Annotated in this window: 16 protein-coding genes; 5 read left to right on the top strand and 11 right to left on the bottom strand. The window is 40.1% G+C overall.

Features of this window, described 5'->3' with window-relative positions; all coding sequences use genetic code 11:
• Positions 1-8 precede the first annotated feature (8 nt).
• From baeS to DK865_RS05865, 4 genes are read right to left on the bottom strand one after another with little or no spacing between them, the layout of a single operon-like run.
• The gene (gene baeS / locus DK865_RS05880; RefSeq protein ID WP_109391432.1) at positions 9-1,385 is read right to left on the bottom strand and encodes an envelope stress sensor histidine kinase BaeS; all 1,377 of its coding nucleotides are present in this window, start codon (positions 1,383-1,385) and stop codon (positions 9-11) included.
• Complete coding sequence (gene mdtC, locus DK865_RS05875) at positions 1,382-4,465, bottom strand: multidrug efflux RND transporter permease subunit MdtC (RefSeq protein ID WP_109391431.1); 3,084 nt, start codon at positions 4,463-4,465, stop codon at positions 1,382-1,384. The genes baeS and mdtC overlap by 4 nt, the downstream gene beginning before the upstream one ends.
• Complete coding sequence (locus tag DK865_RS05870; RefSeq protein ID WP_109391430.1) at positions 4,462-7,593, bottom strand: MdtB/MuxB family multidrug efflux RND transporter permease subunit; 3,132 nt, start codon at positions 7,591-7,593, stop codon at positions 4,462-4,464. Before DK865_RS05870 ends, mdtC begins: the two co-directional genes overlap by 4 nt.
• Positions 7,593-8,828: an MdtA/MuxA family multidrug efflux RND transporter periplasmic adaptor subunit gene (locus DK865_RS05865; RefSeq protein WP_023581888.1), complete on the bottom strand. Its 1,236-nt coding sequence runs from the start codon at positions 8,826-8,828 to the stop codon at positions 7,593-7,595. Before DK865_RS05865 ends, DK865_RS05870 begins: the two co-directional genes overlap by 1 nt.
• 104 nt (positions 8,829-8,932) lie before the next feature.
• On the opposite strand from DK865_RS05865, the gene DK865_RS18615 reads away from it, so the two are divergent.
• The gene (locus DK865_RS18615) at positions 8,933-9,070 is read left to right on the top strand and encodes a hypothetical protein (RefSeq protein ID WP_162556611.1); all 138 of its coding nucleotides are present in this window, start codon (positions 8,933-8,935) and stop codon (positions 9,068-9,070) included.
• 319 nt (positions 9,071-9,389) lie between these two features.
• Entirely contained in the window at positions 9,390-10,856 is a 1,467-nt protein-coding gene (gene dtpA, locus DK865_RS05860) for a dipeptide/tripeptide permease DtpA (RefSeq protein ID WP_036912769.1), read from the top strand.
• Between the two features lie 134 nt (positions 10,857-10,990).
• On the opposite strand, the gene DK865_RS05855 is transcribed toward dtpA, so the two are convergent.
• Positions 10,991-12,364 carry an MFS transporter gene (locus tag DK865_RS05855; protein WP_023581889.1) on the bottom strand — a complete coding sequence of 458 codons (1,374 nt, stop codon included), beginning with the start codon at positions 12,362-12,364 and terminating at the stop codon, positions 10,991-10,993.
• Between the two features lie 771 nt (positions 12,365-13,135).
• On the opposite strand from DK865_RS05855, the gene DK865_RS05850 reads away from it, so the two are divergent.
• Positions 13,136-13,357, top strand: a complete 222-nt coding sequence (locus DK865_RS05850; protein ID WP_036912772.1) for a hypothetical protein — start codon at positions 13,136-13,138, stop codon at positions 13,355-13,357.
• Between the two features lie 72 nt (positions 13,358-13,429).
• Here the strand turns inward: DK865_RS05850 and mgtE are convergent, their stop codons facing one another.
• From mgtE to purM, 6 genes are all read right to left on the bottom strand, one after another.
• Positions 13,430-14,893, bottom strand: coding sequence for a magnesium transporter (mgtE, locus tag DK865_RS05845; protein ID WP_023581891.1), 1,464 nt, complete (start codon positions 14,891-14,893; stop codon positions 13,430-13,432).
• A 232-nt stretch (positions 14,894-15,125) separates the two neighbouring features.
• Entirely contained in the window at positions 15,126-16,658 is a 1,533-nt protein-coding gene (gene ppx, locus DK865_RS05840) for an exopolyphosphatase (RefSeq protein ID WP_023581892.1), read from the bottom strand.
• 4 nt (positions 16,659-16,662) lie between these two features.
• Positions 16,663-18,744, bottom strand: coding sequence for a polyphosphate kinase 1 (gene ppk1 / locus DK865_RS05835; RefSeq protein WP_109391429.1), 2,082 nt, complete (start codon positions 18,742-18,744; stop codon positions 16,663-16,665).
• A gap of 46 nt (positions 18,745-18,790) precedes the next feature.
• Complete coding sequence (speG, locus tag DK865_RS05830) at positions 18,791-19,381, bottom strand: spermidine N1-acetyltransferase (protein WP_023581894.1); 591 nt, start codon at positions 19,379-19,381, stop codon at positions 18,791-18,793.
• A gap of 105 nt (positions 19,382-19,486) precedes the next feature.
• Positions 19,487-20,116, bottom strand: a complete 630-nt coding sequence (gene purN, locus DK865_RS05825; protein ID WP_109391428.1) for a phosphoribosylglycinamide formyltransferase — start codon at positions 20,114-20,116, stop codon at positions 19,487-19,489.
• A 13-nt stretch (positions 20,117-20,129) separates the two neighbouring features.
• A complete protein-coding gene (gene purM / locus DK865_RS05820; protein ID WP_109391427.1) occupies positions 20,130-21,170 on the bottom strand; it encodes a phosphoribosylformylglycinamidine cyclo-ligase in 1,041 nt (346 codons plus the stop codon).
• A 231-nt stretch (positions 21,171-21,401) separates the two neighbouring features.
• On the opposite strand from purM, the gene upp reads away from it, so the two are divergent.
• Both upp and uraA read left to right on the top strand, forming a co-directional pair.
• Entirely contained in the window at positions 21,402-22,028 is a 627-nt protein-coding gene (gene upp, locus DK865_RS05815) for a uracil phosphoribosyltransferase (protein WP_023581896.1), read from the top strand.
• Positions 22,029-22,136: 108 nt separating this feature from the next.
• Complete coding sequence (uraA, locus tag DK865_RS05810; protein ID WP_023581897.1) at positions 22,137-23,438, top strand: uracil permease; 1,302 nt, start codon at positions 22,137-22,139, stop codon at positions 23,436-23,438.
• The last annotated feature ends 130 nt before the right edge of the window (positions 23,439-23,568 follow it).

Raw genomic sequence — 23,568 nt, 5'->3', positions numbered from 1 at the left:
TATTAGGCTTAAAGATCATCAAAGTATGCGGGTAATTCTATAAGAATTTTCATGCCACCCAAAGAGGAAGGCATCGCACTTATCTTACCATTATGAGCTTCAACAATATTTTCGCAAATGGCAAGACCTAAACCTGATCCTCCACTCGCACGATTTCGTGAATTTTCCGCACGATAAAAGCGTTGGAAAACAACGTCGTATTGAGCACTATCTAGCCCTGGTGCACTATCTTCTAATGAAATTAGAACATGATGGTGCTCTTTTTTGGTGCTGATATGTAATTGACCGCCTGAATAAGTATACCGTACGCTATTCTCTAGCAGATTATGAAAAAGCTGGATCAACCTATCAGGATCGGCTTGCACAATCAGTGGAGATAAATCATCTAATTCGGTGAGTAGAGTAATATCTTTCGTTTGATATGTGTGACGATAAGAAGCAACAGCCAACAAAATCACCTCATTTATATCGATAAAGTCTTTACGATAAGTTAACGAGCCTCTATCTGATAATGAAAGCTGGTGGAGATCATTAACTAATTTTGTCAGGTTGGTGACTTCGAATAAAAGGGAGTTTAGCGTCTCTGTGGTGGGTTTTCTGACACCATCTTGTAACGCTTCAAGCTCACCTTTTAAAATGGCGAGAGGGGTTCGCAATTCATGTGAGATATCAGCCATATAATCGCGACGAATTTGCTCATTTTTTTCTAGCGTGCTAGCAAGTTGATTAAAGTCAGTCGCGAGTTGACTGATTTCATCTTTGCTGGTGGGCGTTACACGAACAGAGAAATCACCTGCTGCTAATTTATGTGTCGCTTCAACAAGACGTTTAACAGGGCGTATCATATTGCGAGAAAGAATAAGAGTGATCAATAAAGCAAACAGGACCGTTAAACCTGCAATTATCCAGCTAGTACGCAGTTGTTGTTTGTCAAAGCTAATATCAGCCTCATTACTGATTTTATCTGCGGCGCTGACAATCACCCATCCAACAATGTCATTGTGAAAGGTAATGGGTTTTTTAAATGTTTCTGCGGGAAATTGATTGTCATGTCCAAATAAGCGTTTCATCTCTTTATCAACGATCCAAAACTGTGTGCGCCAACCTCTGGGAGGAGGGCCTTCGCTACTTTGGCTTATTTGGTCAATGCTTCGTAATATTTGATAAAGAGAACGATCATCTCTATTAAGGAAACGCCAATCTCCCATCAAAGCATATTGCTCAGTTAAGGCTTCAGCTAAAAGAGTGGCACGCTGTTCACTGTTTTTCTTTATATAACCAATGAATCCTTGCTGGAAGCTGCCTCGAATACCGATGTGCATGGCGAGAACAACCACCATACAAGTCGCGAAAACCACTAAGAACAGCTTGCTTCTCAATTTCATGCATTTGCCTCTTTTTTGCTGATACGTCGTTGTTGCCAACGTTCACGCAATCCATCAAAAAATAGATAAATAACAGGGGTTGTATAAAGGGTCAGTAACTGGCTCATTAATAAACCACCGACAATGGTTATCCCTAACGGTTGTCTTAACTCTGCACCATCGCCACTACCCAACATCAATGGCAACGCACCAAATAATGCGGCAAGGGTTGTCATAATAATAGGACGAAAACGCAATAGGCTGGCTTGAATAATGGCTTCTTTAGCTGACAACTTGCCTTCACGCTGTGCGGTAATGGCAAAATCTACCATAATAATGGCATTTTTCTTCACAATACCAATAAGCAACATAATGCCAATCAGTGCAATCAGACTAAACGGTGTATTAAAAAGCTGTAACGCTAATAATGCCCCCACACCTGCAGACGGAAGGGTAGATAAAATGGTCAGCGGATGAATATAGCTTTCATACAGTATACCTAATACTAAATAGACCGTGACAATCGCTGCTAAGATAAGAATAAGCTGTGATTTGATCGTTTCTTGGAAAATCTGTGCGGTCCCTGCAAAGGTCCCTCTGACGGTATTAGGTACACCTAGTTCAGTCATTGTCCGTTCAATAGAATTAATCGCATCCGCTAAGGTATAGCCTTCAGGAATATTAAAGGCAATAGTAGAAGAGGCAGATAATCCTTGGTGATTCACACTTAATGGCGCATTAGCCGGATACCAACTTGCAAATGCGGATAATGGAATTCGTTCACCTTGATTATTGACCACATACATTTTATCTAACGCAGAGACATCTTGGGTATATTGTTCAGAGACTTCCATCACCACTTTATACTGATTTAACGGCGCATAAATGGTGGAAATCTGTCGCTGACCAAAAGCATTGTTCAGTAGATTATTGGCATCACTAACATTAATCCCTAGTTGCGACATCGTATCGCGATCGTAAGTCAGTGCCATTTCGGCACCTTTATCTTCTTTATCAGAGTTAACATCTACAAGCTGAGGCAGTTCACCTAACGCTTTACGGACAATCGGCTCCCATTTTCGCAACTCGCTTAAATCATCCGCTAATAACGTAAATTGATAACTGGCATTCGCTTGGCGTCCACCCGCTCTAACATCTTGCACTGGCATTAAAAAGAGGTTAGCGCCGGGTTCATTAGCTAATTTTGTCCGTAGGCGATTAATTACTTGGTTTGCGCTATCCGTACGCTCTGACAGCGGATTGAGGGAAATAAACATAAATCCACTGTTAATACGCCCCCCGCCAGTAAAACCGGTTACGCTATCCACGTCTTTATCGGCATTAATTTCTTGCATAAAACGGGTCATTTTTTCTTTCATTGATTGGAATGAAATACTTTGATCAGCACGCACAAATCCCATTAAACGACCCGTATCTTGATCGGGGAAAAACGTTTTTGGTGCACTGATGTATAAATAAGCATTTAAGCCCAAAGTCGCGAGAAAAATAGCCATAACCCAGCGTCGATGGCGCAATGCGGCTTGTAATGTGACACTGTAACCTTGCTGGGCGCGGAAAAGTAACTTACCAAAACCCCGTAAATGTGATTGTGCTTTAGGTTTCATTCCTTTTAGCAAATGCGCACACATCATGGGGGTGAGCGTTAGAGAAACAAATAGTGAGATAGCGATCGCCGTTGTTAAGGTGATGGCAAATTCTTTAAATAATCGCCCAACAAGACCATCCATTAACAGTAAAGGAATAAAAACGGCAACAAGAGAAATACTCATTGAAAGAACAGTGAAACCAACCTCACCAACCCCTTTTAAAGCGGCATCCTTAGGTTTTAAACCATTCTCAATATGGCGAGAAATATTTTCAAGCACCACAATGGCATCGTCAACCACAAAGCCCGTAGCCACGGTTAACGCCATTAATGACAGGTTGTTTAAACTAAAGCCACAGAGATACATCGCTGAAAAAGTACCAATTAATGAAACGGGTACAGCAACCGCTGGGATCAGTGTGGCACGACCTGAGCGTAAAAATAAGAATACGACTAAAATCACGAGTGCTACAGCAATGGCTAACGCACGTTCAACTTCAGCTAGAGAGGCACGAATGGTGGGCGTTCTATCTTGTGCAACTTTTAAATCAACACTGGCAGGAATAAGCTCACGTAATTCTGGAAGTTCATCACGAATGCGATTAACCGTTTCAATAATATTGGCACCCGCTTCTCGGCGAATAACCAGTAAAATTGCAGGCTCGCCACCACTCATTCCTGCTGCTCGTGAATTTTGCACTGAGTCGGTAACGTGTGCCACATCGCTTAAACGCACAACGGCATCTTGATTGTAATGCACAATAATTGGGCGATATTCAGCTGCCTTACTGAGTTCATCGTTAGTTTGGATCTGCCAACGCTTCTCGTCATTATTTATAAAGCCTTGAGGTCGGCGTACATTTGCTTGGTTAATCGCTTTTCTAACATCATCAAGGCTGACATTTTGGTTAAATAATGCATCAGGATTGAGGGCGACACGTATCGCGGGCAATGAGCCACCACCGACAGAAACTTCACTGACTCCTTCAATTTGTGAGATTTTTTGTGCCAATCGCGTTGAGGCGAGATCGTAAAGCTCTCCTGTATTTTGGGTATCAGAGGTGAGCGTTAAGATCATAATCGGTGCATCTGAAGGATTCGATTTATAATAACGCGGACGGCTTGGCATTCCTGAGGGTAATAAGCTTTGTGAAGCATTTAATGCCGCTTGTACATCACGAGCGGCTGTATTGATATCTTTGTTTAAATCGAACACTAACGTAATACTGGTACTTCCAAGTGAACTGCTTGATGTCATTTCATCAATACCCGCAATTCGCCCTAGGGAGCGTTCGAGCGGTGTTGCCACAGAAGATGCCATGGTTTCTGGTGACGCCCCCGGTAATGAGGCGTAAATATTAATAACGGGATAATCTACCTGTGGCAAAGGGGCAACAGGTAACAGCATAAAGCCTAATGCCCCACAGAGTGAAATCGCCAAGCTGAGTAACGTAGTTGCTACGGGGCGTTGAATAAAGAGGGCGAAAAACTTCATGATACAGCCCCGTTATTATTCTCAGCGTGTTTATGACGGTTAATGTAGAGCGATAATTTATCAAATAACAGGTAAATTACGGGTGTCGTAAATAGGGTTAAGATTTGGCTCATAATTAAGCCACCCACCATACAAACCCCTAATGGTTGACGTAATTCAGCCCCTACACCAGTACTTAACATTAAAGGTAACGCACCTAAAAGCGCCGCCATTGTGGTCATTAAGATTGGACGGAAACGTAATAAGCAGGCTTGATAAATAGCTTCGTAAGGTGTTAAACCTTGTTCTCGTTCAGCCGCAAGGGCAAAGTCTATCATCATGATCGCATTTTTCTTTACGATCCCGATAAGCAAGATGATCCCAATAATTGCAATAATATCTAGCTCATTACCAGCGGCGATTAAAGCCAATAATGCACCGACACCGGCTGTTGGCAACGTAGATAAAATCGTAATAGGGTGAATAAAACTCTCATATAGCACCCCTAATACAATATACATTGCGACAATTGCGGCGATAATTAGCCACAAAGTACTGGAAAGCGCACTTTCAAATGCCAATGTCGCCCCTTGGAATTGGGTGGTAATATCTCTTGGCATAGAAATTTGCTCTTCAGCTAATTTCACTGCTTTCACCGCTTCTTCAAGAGAGGATTGTTCAGCGACATTAAATGAGAATGTTGCTGAAGGAAATTGCTCTTGATGATTAATAGAAAGTGGAGCTAAGCGCTGTTCTACGGATGCAATAGACAATAAAGGCACCATCGCACCGTCTTTACCCGTTAAATGCACGGCTGAAAGTGCCTGTAATCCATCACCATGACGAATGTCTTGTTCTAATACCACGCGATACTGATTGGCTTGAGTATAGATAGTTGAAATTAAACGCTGACCAAAAGCATTATAAAGTGCGTTATCTATTTCACTCATCGAAATCCCTAAACGGCTTGCTGAGTCTCTATCCACTTTGATATACGCCATCATGCCGTTGTCTTGCCAATCACTGCTGATATCCGTTAATTCAGGACTCTCTTTTAGAGCTTGAGAAAGCTTGGGTACCCAATAAGCTAACTCATCTAATGAAGTTGCTTGTAGCGTAAATTGATACTGAGTACGAGAAACTTGCGTATCAATGGTTAAATCTTGAGTCGGTTGCAGATAGAGAGTCATTCCTGAAATAGAAGCGATACGCTCTTGTAAACGAGGAATAATCACATCGATCCTATCGTCACGCTGATCAAGGGGTTTTAGCGTGATTTGTAATCGTCCCGTATTGAGTGTTGCGTTACTACCATCAATCCCCACAAAACTGGCAATATTATCAACGGCTGGATCATCAATTAATTTATCAACGACTTGTTGCTGTTTTTCTACCATTGCTTGATAAGAAATGGATTGTGACGTTTCAATAGTTCCTTGCAATAGCCCGTTATCTTGTAATGGAAAAAAGCCTTTAGGAATAAACAGATATAGCAATACAGTTAGCACCAATGTGCTCAGTGCTACGCCAAGTGTTATCCATTGATGGTTTAAAACACGTTTGAGCCAAACGGCATACACCGCAATCATTCTTTCAAAAAAACGTTCACATGCCATTTCAAAACGGTTGTGTTTGATTTCATTTTCAGGCTTTAGCAATCGAGCACACATCATTGGCGTTAATGTGAGTGAAACCACCGCAGAGATTAAAATGGCGACAGCAAGGGTGATTGCAAACTCTCTAAACAAGCGACCCACAATATCACCCATAAATAGCAGCGGGATCAGTACGGCAATCAGAGAGAAGGTCAGCGAAATAATGGTAAAACCAATCTCGCCAGCGCCTTTTAACGCGGCGGTTAATGGTTTATCACCACGTTCAAGGTAACGGGAGATATTTTCAATCACGACGATTGCATCATCGACAACAAAGCCTGTGGCAATAGTGAGCGCCATTAAGGTGAGGTTGTTGACAGAGAATCCACAAAAATACATCACCGCAAACGTACCCACTAATGAAAGTGGTACGGCAATACTTGGAATTAAGGTTGCGACACCATTACGTAAAAAGAGATAAATCACCATCACTACAAGGGCGATAGCTAACCCCAGTTCAAACTGCACATCTTTAACTGAAGCGCGGATCGTTGTGGTTCTGTCGGTTAAGATCTCAACATTAACGGATTTTGGTAAATTAGAGACTAGATCCGGCAATAAACGACGAATGTTATCAGTGGTATCAATAACGTTAACACCAGGTTGACGTTGAACATTGATAATAATGGCTTGCTCATTATTCGCCCATGCACCGAGTTGGTTGTTTTCCGGTGCTTGCTCTATGGTTGCAATATCCGATAGGCGAATTGGTGCGTCATTTTTATAAGTAACGATTAATTGACGGTAATCGTCTAATGATTTCATCTGATCATTCGCAGATAACGTCACAGAGCGAGTTGGTCCATCAAGGCTCCCTTTCGCTGAGTTAACGTTCGCATTATTGATGGCTACACGAATTTTTTCGCTATCTAAACCGTAAGATGCGGCAGCTTGTGCATTGAGTTTGACTCTAACAGCAGGGCGCTGACCACCCGCTAATGCCACCAAACCTACGCCATTGACTTGTGAAATTTTTTGCGAGATACGGGTTTCAACCATATCTTGCAACTGTGTCATTGGTAATGTGGAGCTAGTCACTGCTAAGGTTAAAATAGGCGGATCAGCCGGATTGACTTTGCTGTAAATCGGGGGATACGGTAAATCGGATGGCAGCAGATTAGTGGCCGCATTTATCGCTGCTTGTACCTCTTGCTCTGCAACATCTAAGGGTAATGTTAATTGGAACATCAGTGTGATCACCGATGCGCCCCCCGAGCTTTGTGACGACATCTGTTTTAATCCAGACATCTGCCCAAATTGACGCTCTAATGGGGCAGTAACCGCGGATGTCATGACATCAGGGCTTGCTCCAGGATAGAGCGTAACGACCTGAATGGTTGGATAATCAACCTCAGGTAATGCTGAGACAGGGAGCATGCGATAGCCGACAATCCCTGCTAGGAGTATGGCAACCATAAAAAGGGTGGTTGCAACAGGGCGCAGAATAAATAAGCGAGAGGGTCCCCCGCCTGTACCGTGTGTTTTTTCGATCATTACGCTTTCTCCGCAACAACACGGTTATTTTCTTTAGTTTTTGGTGCCGTTGGTGTCACGATATCGACTTTTGCACCCTGTGTTAATCTATCCACACCATCGGTTACAACGCGTTGCTCTGCCGATAAACCGGATGCGATTACGACTTTTTCCGCATTTTGTAATGCCACTTCAACACGTAATTTACTCACTTTATCTTCATTGTCGACAACCCAGACAAAGTGACCTTCATTACCCATTTGTAACGCTGCATTAGGAATAACAACGGCTTTTTCTAGTGTTGTAACATAAAGACGGACATTGACGAATTGATTAGGAAATAACGTCGTTTCTTGTTGTGGAAAACGTGCTTTTAACTTAATAGTACCTGTTGCGGCATCTATTTGATTATCAACACTGAATAACGTTCCTTGAGCTAATTCAAATTGGTTATTTCTATCTAACGCCGTTACAGGCAAATCTGCATTGTTTTTACGTGCTTGAATAACCTTCGCGAGATCTTGTTCTGGCAATGTAAAAAGCACATCAACAGGGTCCATTTGATTGACGACGACGATAGGCGTAGATGAGCCACCAGAAATATAATTACCAACATCAACTTGTTTTAAACCCACTTGACCTGAAATAGGTGCGGTGATTTTGCTGTAAGTGAGTTGTAATTGCGCATTACGGATAGCGGCTTCATCAATACGAATACTGGCTTCAGACTGTTTAACTAAAGCTTGTTGAGTATCCAATTCTTGTTGTGAGACTAAATGGGTTTTCGCTAATTTCTGATAACGTGCTAAATCAAGACGAGCATTCGCTAATGTCGCTTGATCTTTTGCTAATTGTCCTTTGGCTTGGGCTAATTGAACTTCAAATGGGCGAGAGTCAATTTCAGCTAAGAGATCACCTTGTTGAACGTGTTGACCTTCCGTGAAATGTAATGCCATTAATTCCCCTTCAACACGGCTAGTGACGGTGACACTGTTAGTGGCTTTTACCGTACCTAAAGCAGATAAAAACTGGGGTACATCCTCTTGTGTTGATATTGCAACTTGAACCGGTGGTAAAGGAGGGCGTCGAGATCCTGATGTACCTCGACTTTGTGAATTAGTGGCTTGAGCCCCTTTGTTTTCAGGCGATGCTGTTTTTGCTGCATTAAATTGCCAATAGGCGTAACCCCCTGCGATTACGACGATTAAAGCGATAATGAGAGAAACTCTTTTTTTAGCATTTTTGTTTTTATTCATTACTTTTGTGATCCCACTGGCAACTAGCTAATCAGAAATACTGAAATGAAAATCTGGAATGGTGACATTCTACCTGTTTCTTCACAGTTAAAAATGGAGGAAATATGGAAATTAAGTCAAGGAATGTGTTTTATTGGCGTTATTTTAATCAATTAAAACAAATTGCTACTGGCATTATTCTATCATTGTTATTCAATACGAACTCATTTAGCAAATTAGCGCTAAGCAGTAGCGTAGCTTAATTGTTTATATAGGGATAATTAAGTGGAAAATAATTTATTTATTATCAGTAAGTTATTTTGCTTGATGTTTTTTTAACCGCATAACTATTTTGTACAAATGCCTGTAACTATGATAAAACGCAATAGTTAGTTATAATTCTTAGATAATTATTCTTTCCAGTGATAGAATGCCAAACTTGTTTTTCTCTGCGTTGAACTCTTTTCAAAGAATAACAATCCAGTATGAAATTCACCGAGCTTTAACTCTGTCTTGAATAACGACATTTTTGTAAAAATCAGCCTAACTATAAAGGCGTAATAGAATAATTAGAGGTTTTTAGTGTCAACTGCAAACACACCTGACGATGGACAAAAACCGAGCCTGAATGCATTTAAACAGCCTCGTGCGTTTTATCTCATCTTCTCAATCGAATTATGGGAACGTTTCGGCTATTACGGTCTGCAAGGGATCATGGCCGTTTACTTGGTTAAAATGCTGGGCATGGGTGAAGCAGAAGCTATCACTGTTTTTGCTGCATTTACCGCATTAGTTTATGGTTTTGTTGCTATCGGTGGATGGCTTGGGGATAAAGTCCTTGGTACTAAAAGGGTTATTATTCTTGGGGCAATCGTACTGGCAATTGGTTATGCGATGGTGGCATTCTCTGATCACGATAAAGATGTGATTTATTGGGGGCTTGCAACGATTGCAGTAGGTAATGGTTTATTTAAAGCTAACCCATCTTCATTATTAGCAACTTGTTATGAGAAAGACGACCCACAATTAGACGGTGCATTTACGATGTACTATATGTCTATCAACGTAGGTTCGTTCTTATCGATGTTAGCAACACCATGGTTAGCGGCTAATTATGGTTGGGATGTTGCGTTTGCATTAAGCGTTGTAGGGATGCTGATCACGTTAGCAAACTTTATGGTTTGTCGTGGTTGGATCAAAGATAAAGGTTCTAGACCGGATTTTGAACCACTTAATTATTCAAAATTGTTGTTAACGCTGGTGGGGATTGTTGCTTTAACGGCAGTATCGACGTGGTTGTTACATAATAATGAAGTGGCAAGTTGGTCTTTAGCAGTCATCTCATTAGGTATCATCCTGATCTTTGCGCGTGAAACCTTTATGATGAAAGGTGCAGCACGTCGCAAGATGATTGTGGCATTCTTGCTGATGGTTGAAGCAGTGGTATTCTTTGTTCTTTATGATCAAATGCCAACATCTTTAAACTTCTTCGCAATCCATAACGTAGAACATTCTCTATTAGGTTTCAGTGTTGAACCCGAGCAATTCCAATCACTTAATCCATTCTGGATCATGTTAGCAAGCCCACTTTTAGCGGCTGTATATAACTTTATGGGTGATAAACTGCCAATGCCATATAAGTTCACCGTAGGGATGTTCTTAAGTGCGACCGCATTCTTAGTGTTACCATTGGGTGCAAGCATGGCAAATGAAGCGGGTATTGTGTCTTCATGGTGGTTAGTAGCAAGTTATGGTTTCCAAAGTATTGGTGAGCTAATGATTTCAGGACTGGGTCTTGCCATGGTCGCTCAACTTGTACCACAGCGTTTAATGGGCTTTATTATGGGCGCTTGGTTCTTAACTTCGGCAGCTGCTGCAATTATTGCAGGTAAAGTGGCGAGTTTAATGGCAGTACCTGAAGATGTACAAAGTGCTCACGCTTCATTAGAAATTTACAGCAGTGTATTTTTACAAATCGGTATTGTAACGGGTGTTATCGCAATTCTAATGCTGATCACGGCACCTATGTTAAGCAAAATGACACAATAATTTGTGCCATTAAAAAACAAAAAATGTAAGAAAAACAAAGGATGCCATAAGGCATCCTTTTTTGTTGTATATAAAAAAATACAGCTCCTATCAAGGAGCTGTATTGAACAGGAGATATTGATAATGAGTCGATTTTAATTAACGACTTTATCAATTTGTAATGCAACTTCTTTCTCTCTCACTTTGGGGGTTACTGCCGTCCAGCCTTTATAAGCTAAAGGTAAGAATGCAACGACGATAGCTAAAGCAGAAACACCAGCAACATAATAAGCACCCGCCATGGCGGTTTTTTCTAACCATATTCCTGTTAACATTGGCGTTAAGCCACCGAACAAGGCATAAGCCATATTGTAAGCGAAAGACAAACCAGAAAAACGAATTGATGGTGGAAATGCTCTTGTACTAACAATAGGTGTAGTTGCAATCGCACCAACAAAAAAGCCCATCAAACCATAGTTAAATGCCAATTGGAAACCGGACATTGTTGCATCTAAACTGCCATAAAAATGGAATGCGGTCACAATTAACCCGCCCCATGATAATGTCATTGATGCACGTGTTCCTAATTTGTCACCAATCCAGCCCCAGAATATGCAACCTAAGGTTAAGGTTAATGTTGCAACACAGTTCGCTTCTAATGACGTCGTTCTATCAATTTTATAGATCCCTTCAACAATGACTCCAGGTGTCATCAAAATGGTGACAACAATAGCGGTTGATAAAGACCATGTTAATGCCGCTGTAATCAAGCACGCCTGTTTATGATTTTTAATAACGGAAACCACGGGCATTTCTTGTGCTAACGCTTTTTTCTCCGCCATCTCTTTAAAGATAGGGGTTTCTTGTAAAAAGCGACGTAAGTAAACAGAGATTAAGCCAAAAACCCCCCCTAAAATAAAGGGAATACGCCATGCAAAATCATTCACTTCTTGGGCGGTATAGCTACGTTGAACGATAATCGCCACGATTGAACCTAATAAAATACCGCCTGTAATGCCCGAGGTTAATGTTCCTACGCCTAAGCCATAACGTTGTTTTGGCGTGTGTTCTGCAATAAACACCCAAGCCCCTGGCATTTCACCACCAATCGCCGCGCCTTGCATAATGCGCATTAATAACAACAATAATGGTGCTGCAATACCAATACTGGCATAAGTAGGTAATAAACCAATAACTAATGTTGGTACAGCCATTAAGAAGATACTTAAGGTAAACATGCGTTTACGTCCAATAATATCCCCGTAGTGTGCCATAATAATGCCACCTAAAGGGCGAGCAAGATAACCGGCGGCAAAAATACCTAATGTCTGCATTTGTGCAATAAAGGCGTTATCACCGGGGAAGAACAAGTGGCTCAATGTTTTCGTAAAGAATACGAAGATCACGAAATCATAGAACTCCAATGTTCCCCCTAGTGAGGATAAACCCAACGTTTTATAGTCGTTGCGGTTCAATGGTCTTGCCGTAGGTTGACTCAACGGCTGAGTGGAGTGTGATTGTGATGTCATAATAACAACCTATAATAATCATCGTGATAAAAATAATAAGTAATAAGATCACAATGAGATCCTTTTTAAATTAGCAAATAAAATAGAGTGAAATTAAATAACAGCAAAAGGCTATTTAAAGGCTATTTATGCAAGAAAGAATAAAATTGTGATGATGGTTTAAGTTATAACAGGAAGCTCTGAATAATGTAAGTGGATGAAATTAAAATAACATAATTAACTTGGTTTTGTTATTTTTGTGGGTTTGTTTACTATTAAATTTCAATTAATTGAAGTTAAATGCCGTAATTTCAATTTTTATCATTATATAATAAATATATTTTATGTATTAAAAGTGAGTGATAATTTTGTGTTTTTTAATAACAAAGGTTGAATGTCGAATATATTTATTCAAACTCCAATAAATATTGGAAATAAAAAATTAAGTAATAATTTAATTTATTATTTTCCATAAATAAAGTTATTACTAGATAATTAATAAAGCTAATCGTGTTTATAATGAAAGATATGATCTGATAGAAAATGAATTATTAGAATATTCCACTATATGTTAAATATCGGCTTGTTGAAATCAAATTGCGTATTTTGTGTGATTTATGAAATTCAAAGTTAATCAAAATACAAATGATAATTTTATTTTGGTATTTTTATGCATTATGTGGTTTTTTTGAGTTTTGCGGTTGGGTTAAAAATAAAAACAAAAATAGGCATCAAAAAAACGATCATCGGTTATAATTACATCAGTCAGTCAATTGATATATCGGAGGGTTTATGGTCTCTATCTCAATGAGTACTGTTCTCTTAGCTGCAATTGCGTTGTTCGCATCGCTTTCTATTGTTGCATTAGGTGGTGGTTTAGTATTAAAAACCATGCTTGATAACACCAATCAGAATGACAGTTATTTATTAAGTGCTTCTGTTAAAAAGACTTTTATCACTTCATTGATTATTGCATTGTTGCTTGTCTATTATTACCTCTCTACAACGGCCTAATATCTGTTTGATTGGCATAAAAAAACGCCACTGTCATTTATTATCAGTGGCGTTAGTGTTATAGGGCGTGTTTTAGACTAAGAAGATAGTTGCTAAACCTAAGAAGATGAAGAAACCACCTGTATCGGTAATGGCGGTTATCATAACACTTGAGCCAATCGCGGGATCTTTACCTAATTTAATCATGGTCATTGGGATCAATACACCCATCATGGCAGCCATTAAGAGGTTTAATACCATCGCCATTGTCATTACCGCACCCATAGCAATATCGCCATAGAGTAGGAAGGTGACAATACCCATTATGCCTCCCCACACAATACCATTAATAAGGGCGACACCTAACTCTCTTAAAATCAAGAAAGAGAAACTACCTGTTTGTATTTGATGTAGTGCTAAAGCACGTACAATCATTGTGATGGTCTGATTACCTGTATTTCCCCCAATACCCGCAACAATCGGCATCAACGTAGCGAGAGCTACTAATTGGGAAATGGTATGTTCAAACACACCAATCACACGAGAAGCCACAAAGGCGGTACATAAGTTAATAGCAAGCCAAGTCCAACGTGTTTTAACGGCTTGTCCAACAGGGGCAAAGACGTCTTCTTCTGGGCTCAAACCCCCCATACGACGAATATTGGTATCGCTCTCTTCATGCATGTTATCAACGATATCTTCAACCGTTAATCGCCCCATTAGAAGACCATTACTATCAACAACCGCGGCTGAAATTAAGTCATAACGTTCGAACGCACCCGCCGCATCTTCACCTTTTTCTTCAGGCATAAAACTAACGGTGTCTGTTTTCATTACATCAGAAACAAGTTTATCCGGAGATTGCGTTAAAACGGTGGTTAATGGAAGTTCGCCCAACAGATGGTTTTTATTATCAATAACGAAAATTTTATCCGTTGCTTCTGGAATAGAGCCTCGTTGGCGTAGATAACGCTGTACCGTTTTTAACGTGACATTGCCTCGCACAGTGACGAACTCAAAATCCATCATCTGACCGACACTGTCTTTGGGATATTGAAGAACTTCTCTTATTCTATTACGCAGGCTTGGTTCTAAATAGGTAAGAAGGCGACGCATTGTATCGCGAGGTAAGTGCTCTGCGATGTATGCTTGCTCATCCACATGTAATGTGGCGACCGATCGTAATAACTCACGGTCAGTCATATCTTTAATTAAGCTGTCCCAAACGGCGACAGACGCTTCGACTAAAACAGCACCACGTTCATTGTTATCAACCAAATGCCACAGGGCTAGACGTTCGTCATAGGGAAGGGCTTCAAGAATATCTGCAATATCTGCCGCGTGTAGATCTTGTAGTAATTCTCTAACAGTGGTGATTTTTTCATGAAGTTCATGGTGGCTCAGCCTATCATTTTCACTTGCTTCACCTAAAACGGTTTCAACAAAATGATCATCTTCGAGAAAGATGCTCAAAATTTGTTGACGCAGGTGTGCCACTTTTTGTGAATACGGATTGATGGCAGCCGCAGTATCATTGTTGATAGCTGTTTGAGACATGTTATTCCTTTTTAATTCTTACGAGGGAGATAACCATTGACACTAATTATTCCATTTTAGGATGATTATCGGTCTTCTCCGTATAAAAAATATGAATCTTGAACAATATTGCGTTGGTGATGTTCATATTATGGTCACAAATCAAACCTATGTTGTTATGTGATAGTTGTTGTATGATAGATGCAACAAAAGACGCATTGACTAGCGTCTTTTTCTGTATAATATCATATTGTTAAGCAGATTCCTCTTTTATATCCAGTTTCCACCCCGGAACTGACTGCCAATGTTCTTGCTCTTTTTCTAAATCCAATTCCATCAATGTGTTATCGGAAAGATATTTTTTAGGAAAATAAAGCGTCCAATGATTTTCATCTGTAATTAAACGCAAAGAGGCGGGTTTTGTCGTCGATTGTCGCTGATTATTAAGTAAAGTTGCTAATCTTAGTATTTGTACGAGTGGAAAATACTGTTTCTTTTTATAAAGATTAAATTTAGGCAACTCATCTAACTTGATCCCTTTTCGGTGATAACGAACGAGGGTGGTTAATAAGAGTTGTTGCTCTTGATTAAAACCGGGTAAATCAGTATTTGAAAGAATATAGGCAGAATGGCGATGTAACCCACTCAAATTTATGCTTAATCCCACTTCATGTAACATGACCGCCCAAACTAAAATAGCTTCTAAATCAGGACGAACCAGTTTTGGGTTTTGCTGTGCCCACTGTGTGTAAAGAGATTGCATAGTTTCAAGAACGCGCTTTGCTTGCTCTCTATCGATATTATAGTGCTCTGCAAGACTTTTAGCTGTGCGCTGGCGAATATCTTGATGGCGGAATCGACCTTCCATTTCATAAAGGACTCCTTCACGTAATGCACCATCAGATAGGTGTAGGGCTTTTAATCCTAATGAATCAAAAATACCACATAAAATCGCTAAACCAGGTACAAAAACATGTTTACGTTCATCGGATAACCCCGGTAGGGAGATATCTTTAAATTTCTTAAATCGTAAAACTTGTTTAGTGAGCATAAGTAGGCGTTCAGGTGTAATAACACCGTCTTTTTCACCAAACTCAACTAAGATCTCATGAGCCGCTTTAATTGTTCCTGATGCCCCTAAAGCCACATCCCAGCCCGTCATTTTGTATTGCCATGCGATTTTTTCCATTTTACGCGCTGCTTTTTCTCGCGCTTTACGAAAAGCAGATTCGCTAATTTTCTGTTCTGGAAAAAATTGACGACTAAAACTGACACAACCCATGCGTTGGCTTTCGATTAAAATGGGTTCAAAATTTTCACCAATCACTAATTCTGTTGAGCCACCACCAATATCAATAACAAGCTTTCGACCTTTTTCAGATTGAGTGTGTTCAACACCCATAAAAATAAGTCGCGCTTCTTCATGCCCTGAAATAATTTCAATCGGATAAGGAATGACTTCTTTGGCTCGTTGCAGAAAGACTTTCGCATTAGTGGCGACACGTAAAGTGTGCGTTCCTACGACGGTGACATTTTCTGCCGGAAAGCCCTGTAACCTTTCAGCAAAAAGAGAAAGGGCGGAGAGCCCACGTAACATAGCTTCTTCGCTTAATTCGTTATCATCATCAAGTCCATCAGCAAGGTAAACTCGCTGTTTTAAACGACTTAATACTTGTAATGCGCCATTAACAACACGCGCAATTATCATATGAAAACTATTAGAACCGAGGTCAATAGCCGCAATTTCTAAAGGACGTGGTGAAGAGTCATCTTGTGATAAAGGCATAAAATTACGCTCGTGAATCGGGTTGTTCTAACAATTTAATGTATTCATAGACAGCAAGCTGGGAACGGATTTTACGTTTATTTCCACGAGGAACATAGCTATTTGTTAAATCTTTATCGATATAACGTGCTTTTACGGTGTCATTAAATTGAATATCTAGGATATCTAAAACACGCTGTTTAAGTTGCGGATCAAGTAAAGCCACCGCAACTTCAATACGATAGTCAAGGTTTCTCGTCATCCAATCTGCAGAAGAGAGAAAGATTTTTTCATCACCTTTATTCGTAAACACATAAACACGGTCGTGTTCTAAAAAGCGGTCAACAATACTGGTTACCTGAATATTCTCACTAAATCCCGGTTGATTAGGGACTAAAGAACACATTCCACGGACTAACAATCGTACTTTTACGCCAGCTTCTGATGCGTCATAAAGGCGATTAACGAGCTCTTCATCCACTAAGTTATTCACTTTTAATGTGATCCCTGCTGGATGTCCAGCTTGGGCACTGTGAATTTCATTAGTAATTAATTGATTTAAAAGGATACGTGAGTTTTGTGGTGACACCATTAAATGCTCAAACGTCACAGGGCGATAAGGATTTTCAATGAAACTAAAAACGCGGCGTACTTCATTGGTAATTTCAGTATTTGCAGTTAATAACGAATAGTCAGTATAGAGACGCGCGGTTTTCTCGTTGAAATTTCCCGTACCAATATGGGCATAGCGGATAATTTCACCATCTTCTAAGCGAGAAATGATAAATAATTTTGCGTGAATTTTCAGACCTGGAGCAGAGAAAATAACGTGTACCCCAGCTTCTGTCAGACGTTTTGCCCAGTGGATATTCGCCGCTTCATCAAAACGTGCTTGTAGCTCAACAACGACCGTGACACGTTTGCCGCTATGTGCAGCGTGGATCATCGAATCAATGATCCGAGAATCTTTAGCAACACGGTAAATATTGATTTTTATTGAGATAACGCTTGGGTCAAAAGAGGCTTGACGCAACAATTCGAGCACATGTTCAAAAGTATGATAAGGATAATAGAGCAAAACATCACGCTCACGTATCGCATCAAAACCATTGCGGAAATTATCAAACCAAATATGGCGTAAACGTGGGATCGGTTTATTTAACAGAAATTTACTGCCTTCATTTGGGAAGTTAATAAAATCTTTAAAATTATGATAACGACCACCAGCAATGACGGAGTCATTATTCGATAAACCTAATTTACTGCGTAGCAACGCCACCATTTCATCCGGCATATCACGTTGATAAACAAAACGGACAGGCTCTGCGGTAAGGCGTTGTTTTAATGTTGATGACATCATTTCAAGTAAACTCGATTCCATTTCTGTCGCAAGATCGTACTCTGCATCTCGCGTCATTTTCATGGAATAAGCACTTAATGAGTCATAATCAAAAAAGCCTTTAAACACCTCATCAAGACAGTAGCGTAAAATATTATCCAATAAAATCATGGATTTTTTCTTACTACGCCCTTGGTCTGTTGGCAGAATAACAAAACGAGGTACTTTATCTGACGGAATTTCTAACAGGGCATAATGAATAATTTGCCCTTGCACAATTTCAACTGCTAAGTAGGTATAGTCATCTTTAAGAAACTCAACGAGGTCTGTTTCAGGGTTAATCAAAATAGGTGTGATATGTTTTCTTAAATTCTGACGGAAATATTGGCGTAACCAGATTTGTTGATTCGGTGAGATTTGGCGTTCATTAATTAAGAAGATTTGATTTCGTGCCATTTCAAGTAACAAATCATTGTATAAAGCATCAAATTCTTGGTCGGCTTTAGCCACTTTTGATTGAATTTTCTTGATAAGATGGCGAGCATGGCTTGATGCAGAGCGTGAGCCACGCTCTTCATTAATTAAAATACGGCGTTTTACATCGGCAAAGCGAACCTTATAAAACTCATCAAGATTGTTTGAATAGATCCCCAGAAACCTGACTCTTTCAATTAGCGGGTTTCGTTTATCAGCAGCTTCTTGTAATACACGTTCGTTAAACGCTAGCCAACTGATCTCTTTATCAATATAGAGTCGTTCCTGGGACATCTGAACTCCAACAAAGGTTAAAGTTAAAACTTAATATCTGAATAAATCAGACGTATTGCTTAATCGTTGCACCCGGTTTAACAAAATTTTCGGGTTTTGCCTCTTTGGCTTTTTGCTCAAAATAAGGTGCTTGGAAAGTACACATTCTAATCGCAGAACGGTAGGCACCGTTAACAAAAAACTCATCTATTAAATCACCTTCTTTTTTAAAGCCAAGCTTTTCATAAATATGAATCGCTTTAGCATTCTCTTTATCGACGATTAAATAGAGCTTGTATAGATTAAGTACAGAAAAAGCATAATCCATCGCAAGTTTTGCTGCCCTTGCCGCATATCCATGACCTTGATGTGCAGGGGCGATAATAATTTGGAACTCTGCGCGACGGTGAACATAATCAATTTCGACCAACTCGACAAGCCCAACTTTAGTGCCGTCACTTTCGGCAATAAAACGGCGTTCACTTTGGTCGTGAATATGTTTTTCATAAAGGTCACTTAACTCGATAAACGCCTCATAAGGCTCTTCAAACCAATAGCGCATAACGCTGGCATTATTATCAAGTTGATGGACAAAAGAGAGATCTTCTCGTTCGAGAGGACGTAATTTTATAGGTGGAACTTTCTTACCACCGGACATAAGCACCTCGGTGAATGCATTGAATAAAAAGAGAAAAGGGTGACACAAAAAAGTCACGTGGGCTACAGTGTAGCACAATGTGACTTTTTATCTTAAATGAAATAGTTAGCCAAGGTTGTCGAAAAGCGCAATGTCATCGAGAAAGGCTTGATTATTCTTCATTTTTAATCGATCTTCAGCTAACCATCTGATCGCTAATGGATAGATTCGATACTCTTCCGCTTGTATTCTTGTTTGTAATGATTGTTCTGTATCATCCGGTAAAACAGGAATACAGGCTTGAATAATCTTGGGACCTCCATCAAGTTCTTCTGTAACAAAATGGACGGTAACACCATGAAAAGAGTCTTTATTCGCTAAAACTTGGCGATGAGTATGTAATCCGGGATATTTAGGAAGCAAAGAAGGATGAATATTCAATAACTTATGCTGATAATGCGTTACAAAACCAGGCGATAAAATACGCATAAAACCAGCTAAAACCACAATATCGGGCTTATAAGCATCGATTTGTTCAATTAATGCACTATCGTAGTCAGCTCTGTCATGATATAGAGCCGGATCAACAAAATAAGCTGGAATATCAGCAAGCTTTGCCCGTTCAAGACCATATGCATCAGCTTTATTACTTAAGACAGCAACCACATTACCCGTGATTTTATTTGTCCTACAGGCGTCAATAATCGCCTGTAGGTTGCTGCCGTTTCCTGAGATGAGGACGACAATATTTTTCATTCACATGTTTTCATTAGTTAATAATAACTTGTGCTTCGCCTGTGGCTTGTGGTGCAATTTCACCAATTAACCATGCGTTTTCACCGCACTCAGCAAGATGTGCTAATGTTTTTTCAACGTCATTTGGGTTAACGGCAATTAACAATCCAACGCCACAGTTAAAGGTACGATACATTTCATGTGTGCTGACTTGTCCCGCATCTTGTAACCATTTGAAAACCAGAGGCCATTCCCAGCTTTTACTGTCAATGCGCGCTTGCGTGTTTTCAGGTAATACTCGAGGAATATTTTCCCAGAATCCGCCACCTGTAATATGTGCCACAGCATGGATATCCACATTTTCAATTAATGAAAGCAGGGATTTCACATAAATACGGGTAGGCGCTAATAGGTGATCAGCTAATGATTTATCGCCTAAGGATGTGCTTTCAGCTTGTGTATTGCTGACTTCAAGAATTTTTCTGATGAGTGAATAGCCATTAGAATGAGGTCCACTTGATGCTAAAGCGATTAGCGCATCGCCAGTTTCGACTTTGCTACCATCGATAATTTCTGATTTTTCAACAACGCCGACACAAAAGCCTGCGATATCATAATCATTACCGTGATACATTCCTGGCATTTCAGCAGTTTCACCACCGACTAATGCACAGCCAGATTGCTTACAACCTTCGGCAATACCCGTTACTACGCGTGCTGCCGTATCGACATCTAATTTGCCTGTGGCATAGTAGTCAAGGAAGAAAAGGGGTTCTGCACCTTGAACAATTAAATCGTTGACACACATTGCGACCAAATCAATTCCGATGTCATCATGGCGATTTAAATCCATCGCAAGGCGAAGTTTAGTGCCTACGCCATCTGTGCCTGATACTAAAATAGGTTCGCGGTATTTAGATGGAATTGCACAAAGTGCGCCAAAGCCACCTAAACCCCCCATAACTTCAGGGCGACGAGTTTCTTTTACTACACCTTTGATACGATCGACTAAAGCATTACCTGCATCAATATCGACACCGGCATCTTTATAGCTGAGAGAGGATTTGTTAGTCACGTAGAGCCCTCACGGCAAGTTGCTGTTAAGAAAAAATGTGTGCGGACGCTATTCTAACAGGCAAAGCAAACGTTTGCGAGGATCTTCTTTATCGGTCACAATTATTCATGTTGGTGTGGTTAAAAGCTGTGCGTTTGATCAATATCAATAGAAAAACGATGGAATGTTGGCAAAAAAGCGGTATAATCTCGCGATTTTTTTGTCAGGCTGCGTCGTACATTAGGAGAAATTATGAAGATCGTTGAGGTAAAACACCCACTCATTCAACATAAATTGGGGCTGATGCGAGATCATGATATAAGCACTAAACGCTTTCGTGAACTGGCTTCAGAAGTTTCCAGTCTACTGACGTATGAAGCTACCGCCGATTTAGAAACAGAGACGGTAACAATAGAAGGTTGGTGTGGTTCGGTAGAGATAGAACAGATTAAAGGAAAAAAAATCACAGTAGTTCCTATCCTCCGTGCAGGTATCGGGATGATGGACGGAGTATTAGAAAATATTCCTAGTGCCCGAATCAGTGTAGTTGGCGTTTACCGCGATGAAGAAACATTAAAACCTGTCCCTTACTTCCAGAAATTAGCATCCAATATTGAAGAGCGTATGGCGCTTGTTGTTGACCCTATGTTAGCAACAGGTGGTTCTATGATTGCCACAATTGATTTATTAAAAAATGCGGGCTGTACTTCAATTAAAGTATTAGTACTGGTTGCTGCTCCAGAAGGTATTAAGGCATTAGAAGAAGCTCATCCAGATGTGGAATTATATACTGCGTCTATTGATAGCCATCTTAATGAGCACGGGTACATCGTTCCAGGTCTTGGCGATGCGGGTGATAAGATATTTGGTACAAAATAATAATTAAGCCGACTTTGATAGTCGGCTTTTTTTTGGACCTGTTATCTTGTTCTATAGTTAGAAATATACAAACCAATTTCACATTCATATTAAAGAGAGGTCGTAAGCATGACTCGTCGTGCAATCGGGGTAGAAGAGCGCCCACCATTATTACAAACAATCCCGTTGAGTCTTCAACATCTGTTTGCAATGTTTGGCGCCACCGTACTTGTGCCAATTTTATTTAAAGTTAATCCGGCAACAATATTGTTATTTAACGGGATCGGAACCCTGCTTTATCTCTTTATTTGTAAAGGACGCATACCCGCTTATTTAGGTTCAAGTTTTGCATTTATCTCACCTGTACTTTTATTGCTACCTTTAGGGTATGAATTAGCACTCGGCGGATTTATCGTCTGTGGTGTGTTGTTTTGTATCGTTGCAGGTATTGTCAAAATAGCAGGACGAGGCTGGATTAATGTGATGTTTCCACCTGCGGCAATGGGCGCAATCGTTGCCGTCATCGGGCTTGAATTAGCAGGAACAGCGGCGGGAATGGCAGGATTATTACCAAGTGCAGATGCACCAGTTGATAGTCAAACACTGCTTATTTCTATGGTGACTTTAGGTGTAACTATCTTAGGCTCTGTGATGTTTAGAGGATTCCTTGCTATTATTCCTATTCTTATTGGGGTATTAGCAGGTTATGCACTCTCTTTCTTCTTGGGCGTTGTTGATATTACTCCGATTAAAGAAGCTAACTGGTTTGCACTACCGACATTCTATTCACCGCGTTTTGAATGGAGTGCGATCTTTATTATTCTACCTGCCGCATTAGTTGTTATTGCTGAGCACGTTGGACACCTTGTTGTCACCGCCAATATTGTGCAACGTGATTTAATGAAAAACCCAGGCTTACATCGTTCTATGTTCGCAAACGGTTTCTCTACCATTATTTCGGGTTTCTTTGGTTCAACACCAAATACCACTTATGGTGAAAACATTGGCGTTATGGCTATCACTAAGGTTTACAGTTCATGGGTTATCGGTGGCGCGGCAATTCTTGCCATCTTATTATCTTGTGTCGGTAAACTGGCTGCGGCTATTGCTGCTGTACCTGTTCCAGTGATGGGTGGGGTTTCATTACTGCTTTACGGTGTTATTGGTGCATCCGGTATTCGTGTTTTGTTAGATTCAAAAGTGGATTATAACAAACCGCAAAACCTGATATTAACGGCCATTATTCTGATTGTCGGTGTGAGTGGTGCTTCCATTCAAATTGGCGCGGCTGAATTAAAAGGTATGGCATTGGCAACCATCGTGGGTATTGTTTTAAGCTTAATCTTTAAATTAGTGAGTATTATTCGCCCTGAAACAGAATTAGTGGATAACACGATTGAATCGGTGAGTGGCACAGCAAACAAAAAGTAATTGATTAAGAAAATCTAAATCAATATGCTGAATTTAATAAAAAAGGTGGATGATCTCCACCTTTTTTTATTGTGTTTTATTTTTATTTCATATTAAAAACTAAGATTTTTGATATTTTAAGTGTTTAAAA

Origin of the sequence: Proteus cibi (assembly GCF_003144405.1) — a bacterium.
Lineage (GTDB): Bacteria > Pseudomonadota > Gammaproteobacteria > Enterobacterales > Enterobacteriaceae > Proteus > Proteus cibi.
Note: the sequence above shows the minus strand (reverse complement) of the source record. Positions and strands in the feature narration are given on the sequence as shown.

Coding starts and splice junctions, on each gene's coding strand:
- baeS (WP_109391432.1), bottom strand. CDS start 1,385: ATGAAATTGAGAAGCAAGCTGTTCTTAGTGGTTTTCGCGACTTGTATG.
- mdtC (WP_109391431.1), bottom strand. CDS start 4,465: ATGAAGTTTTTCGCCCTCTTTATTCAACGCCCCGTAGCAACTACGTTA.
- DK865_RS05870 (WP_109391430.1), bottom strand. CDS start 7,593: ATGATCGAAAAAACACACGGTACAGGCGGGGGACCCTCTCGCTTATTT.
- DK865_RS05865 (WP_023581888.1), bottom strand. CDS start 8,828: ATGAATAAAAACAAAAATGCTAAAAAAAGAGTTTCTCTCATTATCGCT.
- DK865_RS18615 (WP_162556611.1), top strand. CDS start 8,933: ATGGAAATTAAGTCAAGGAATGTGTTTTATTGGCGTTATTTTAATCAA.
- DK865_RS05855 (WP_023581889.1), bottom strand. CDS start 12,364: ATGACATCACAATCACACTCCACTCAGCCGTTGAGTCAACCTACGGCA.
- DK865_RS05850 (WP_036912772.1), top strand. CDS start 13,136: ATGGTCTCTATCTCAATGAGTACTGTTCTCTTAGCTGCAATTGCGTTG.
- mgtE (WP_023581891.1), bottom strand. CDS start 14,893: ATGTCTCAAACAGCTATCAACAATGATACTGCGGCTGCCATCAATCCG.
- ppx (WP_023581892.1), bottom strand. CDS start 16,658: ATGCCTTTATCACAAGATGACTCTTCACCACGTCCTTTAGAAATTGCG.
- ppk1 (WP_109391429.1), bottom strand. CDS start 18,744: ATGTCCCAGGAACGACTCTATATTGATAAAGAGATCAGTTGGCTAGCG.
- speG (WP_023581894.1), bottom strand. CDS start 19,381: ATGTCCGGTGGTAAGAAAGTTCCACCTATAAAATTACGTCCTCTCGAA.
- purN (WP_109391428.1), bottom strand. CDS start 20,116: ATGAAAAATATTGTCGTCCTCATCTCAGGAAACGGCAGCAACCTACAG.
- upp (WP_023581896.1), top strand. CDS start 21,402: ATGAAGATCGTTGAGGTAAAACACCCACTCATTCAACATAAATTGGGG.
- uraA (WP_023581897.1), top strand. CDS start 22,137: ATGACTCGTCGTGCAATCGGGGTAGAAGAGCGCCCACCATTATTACAA.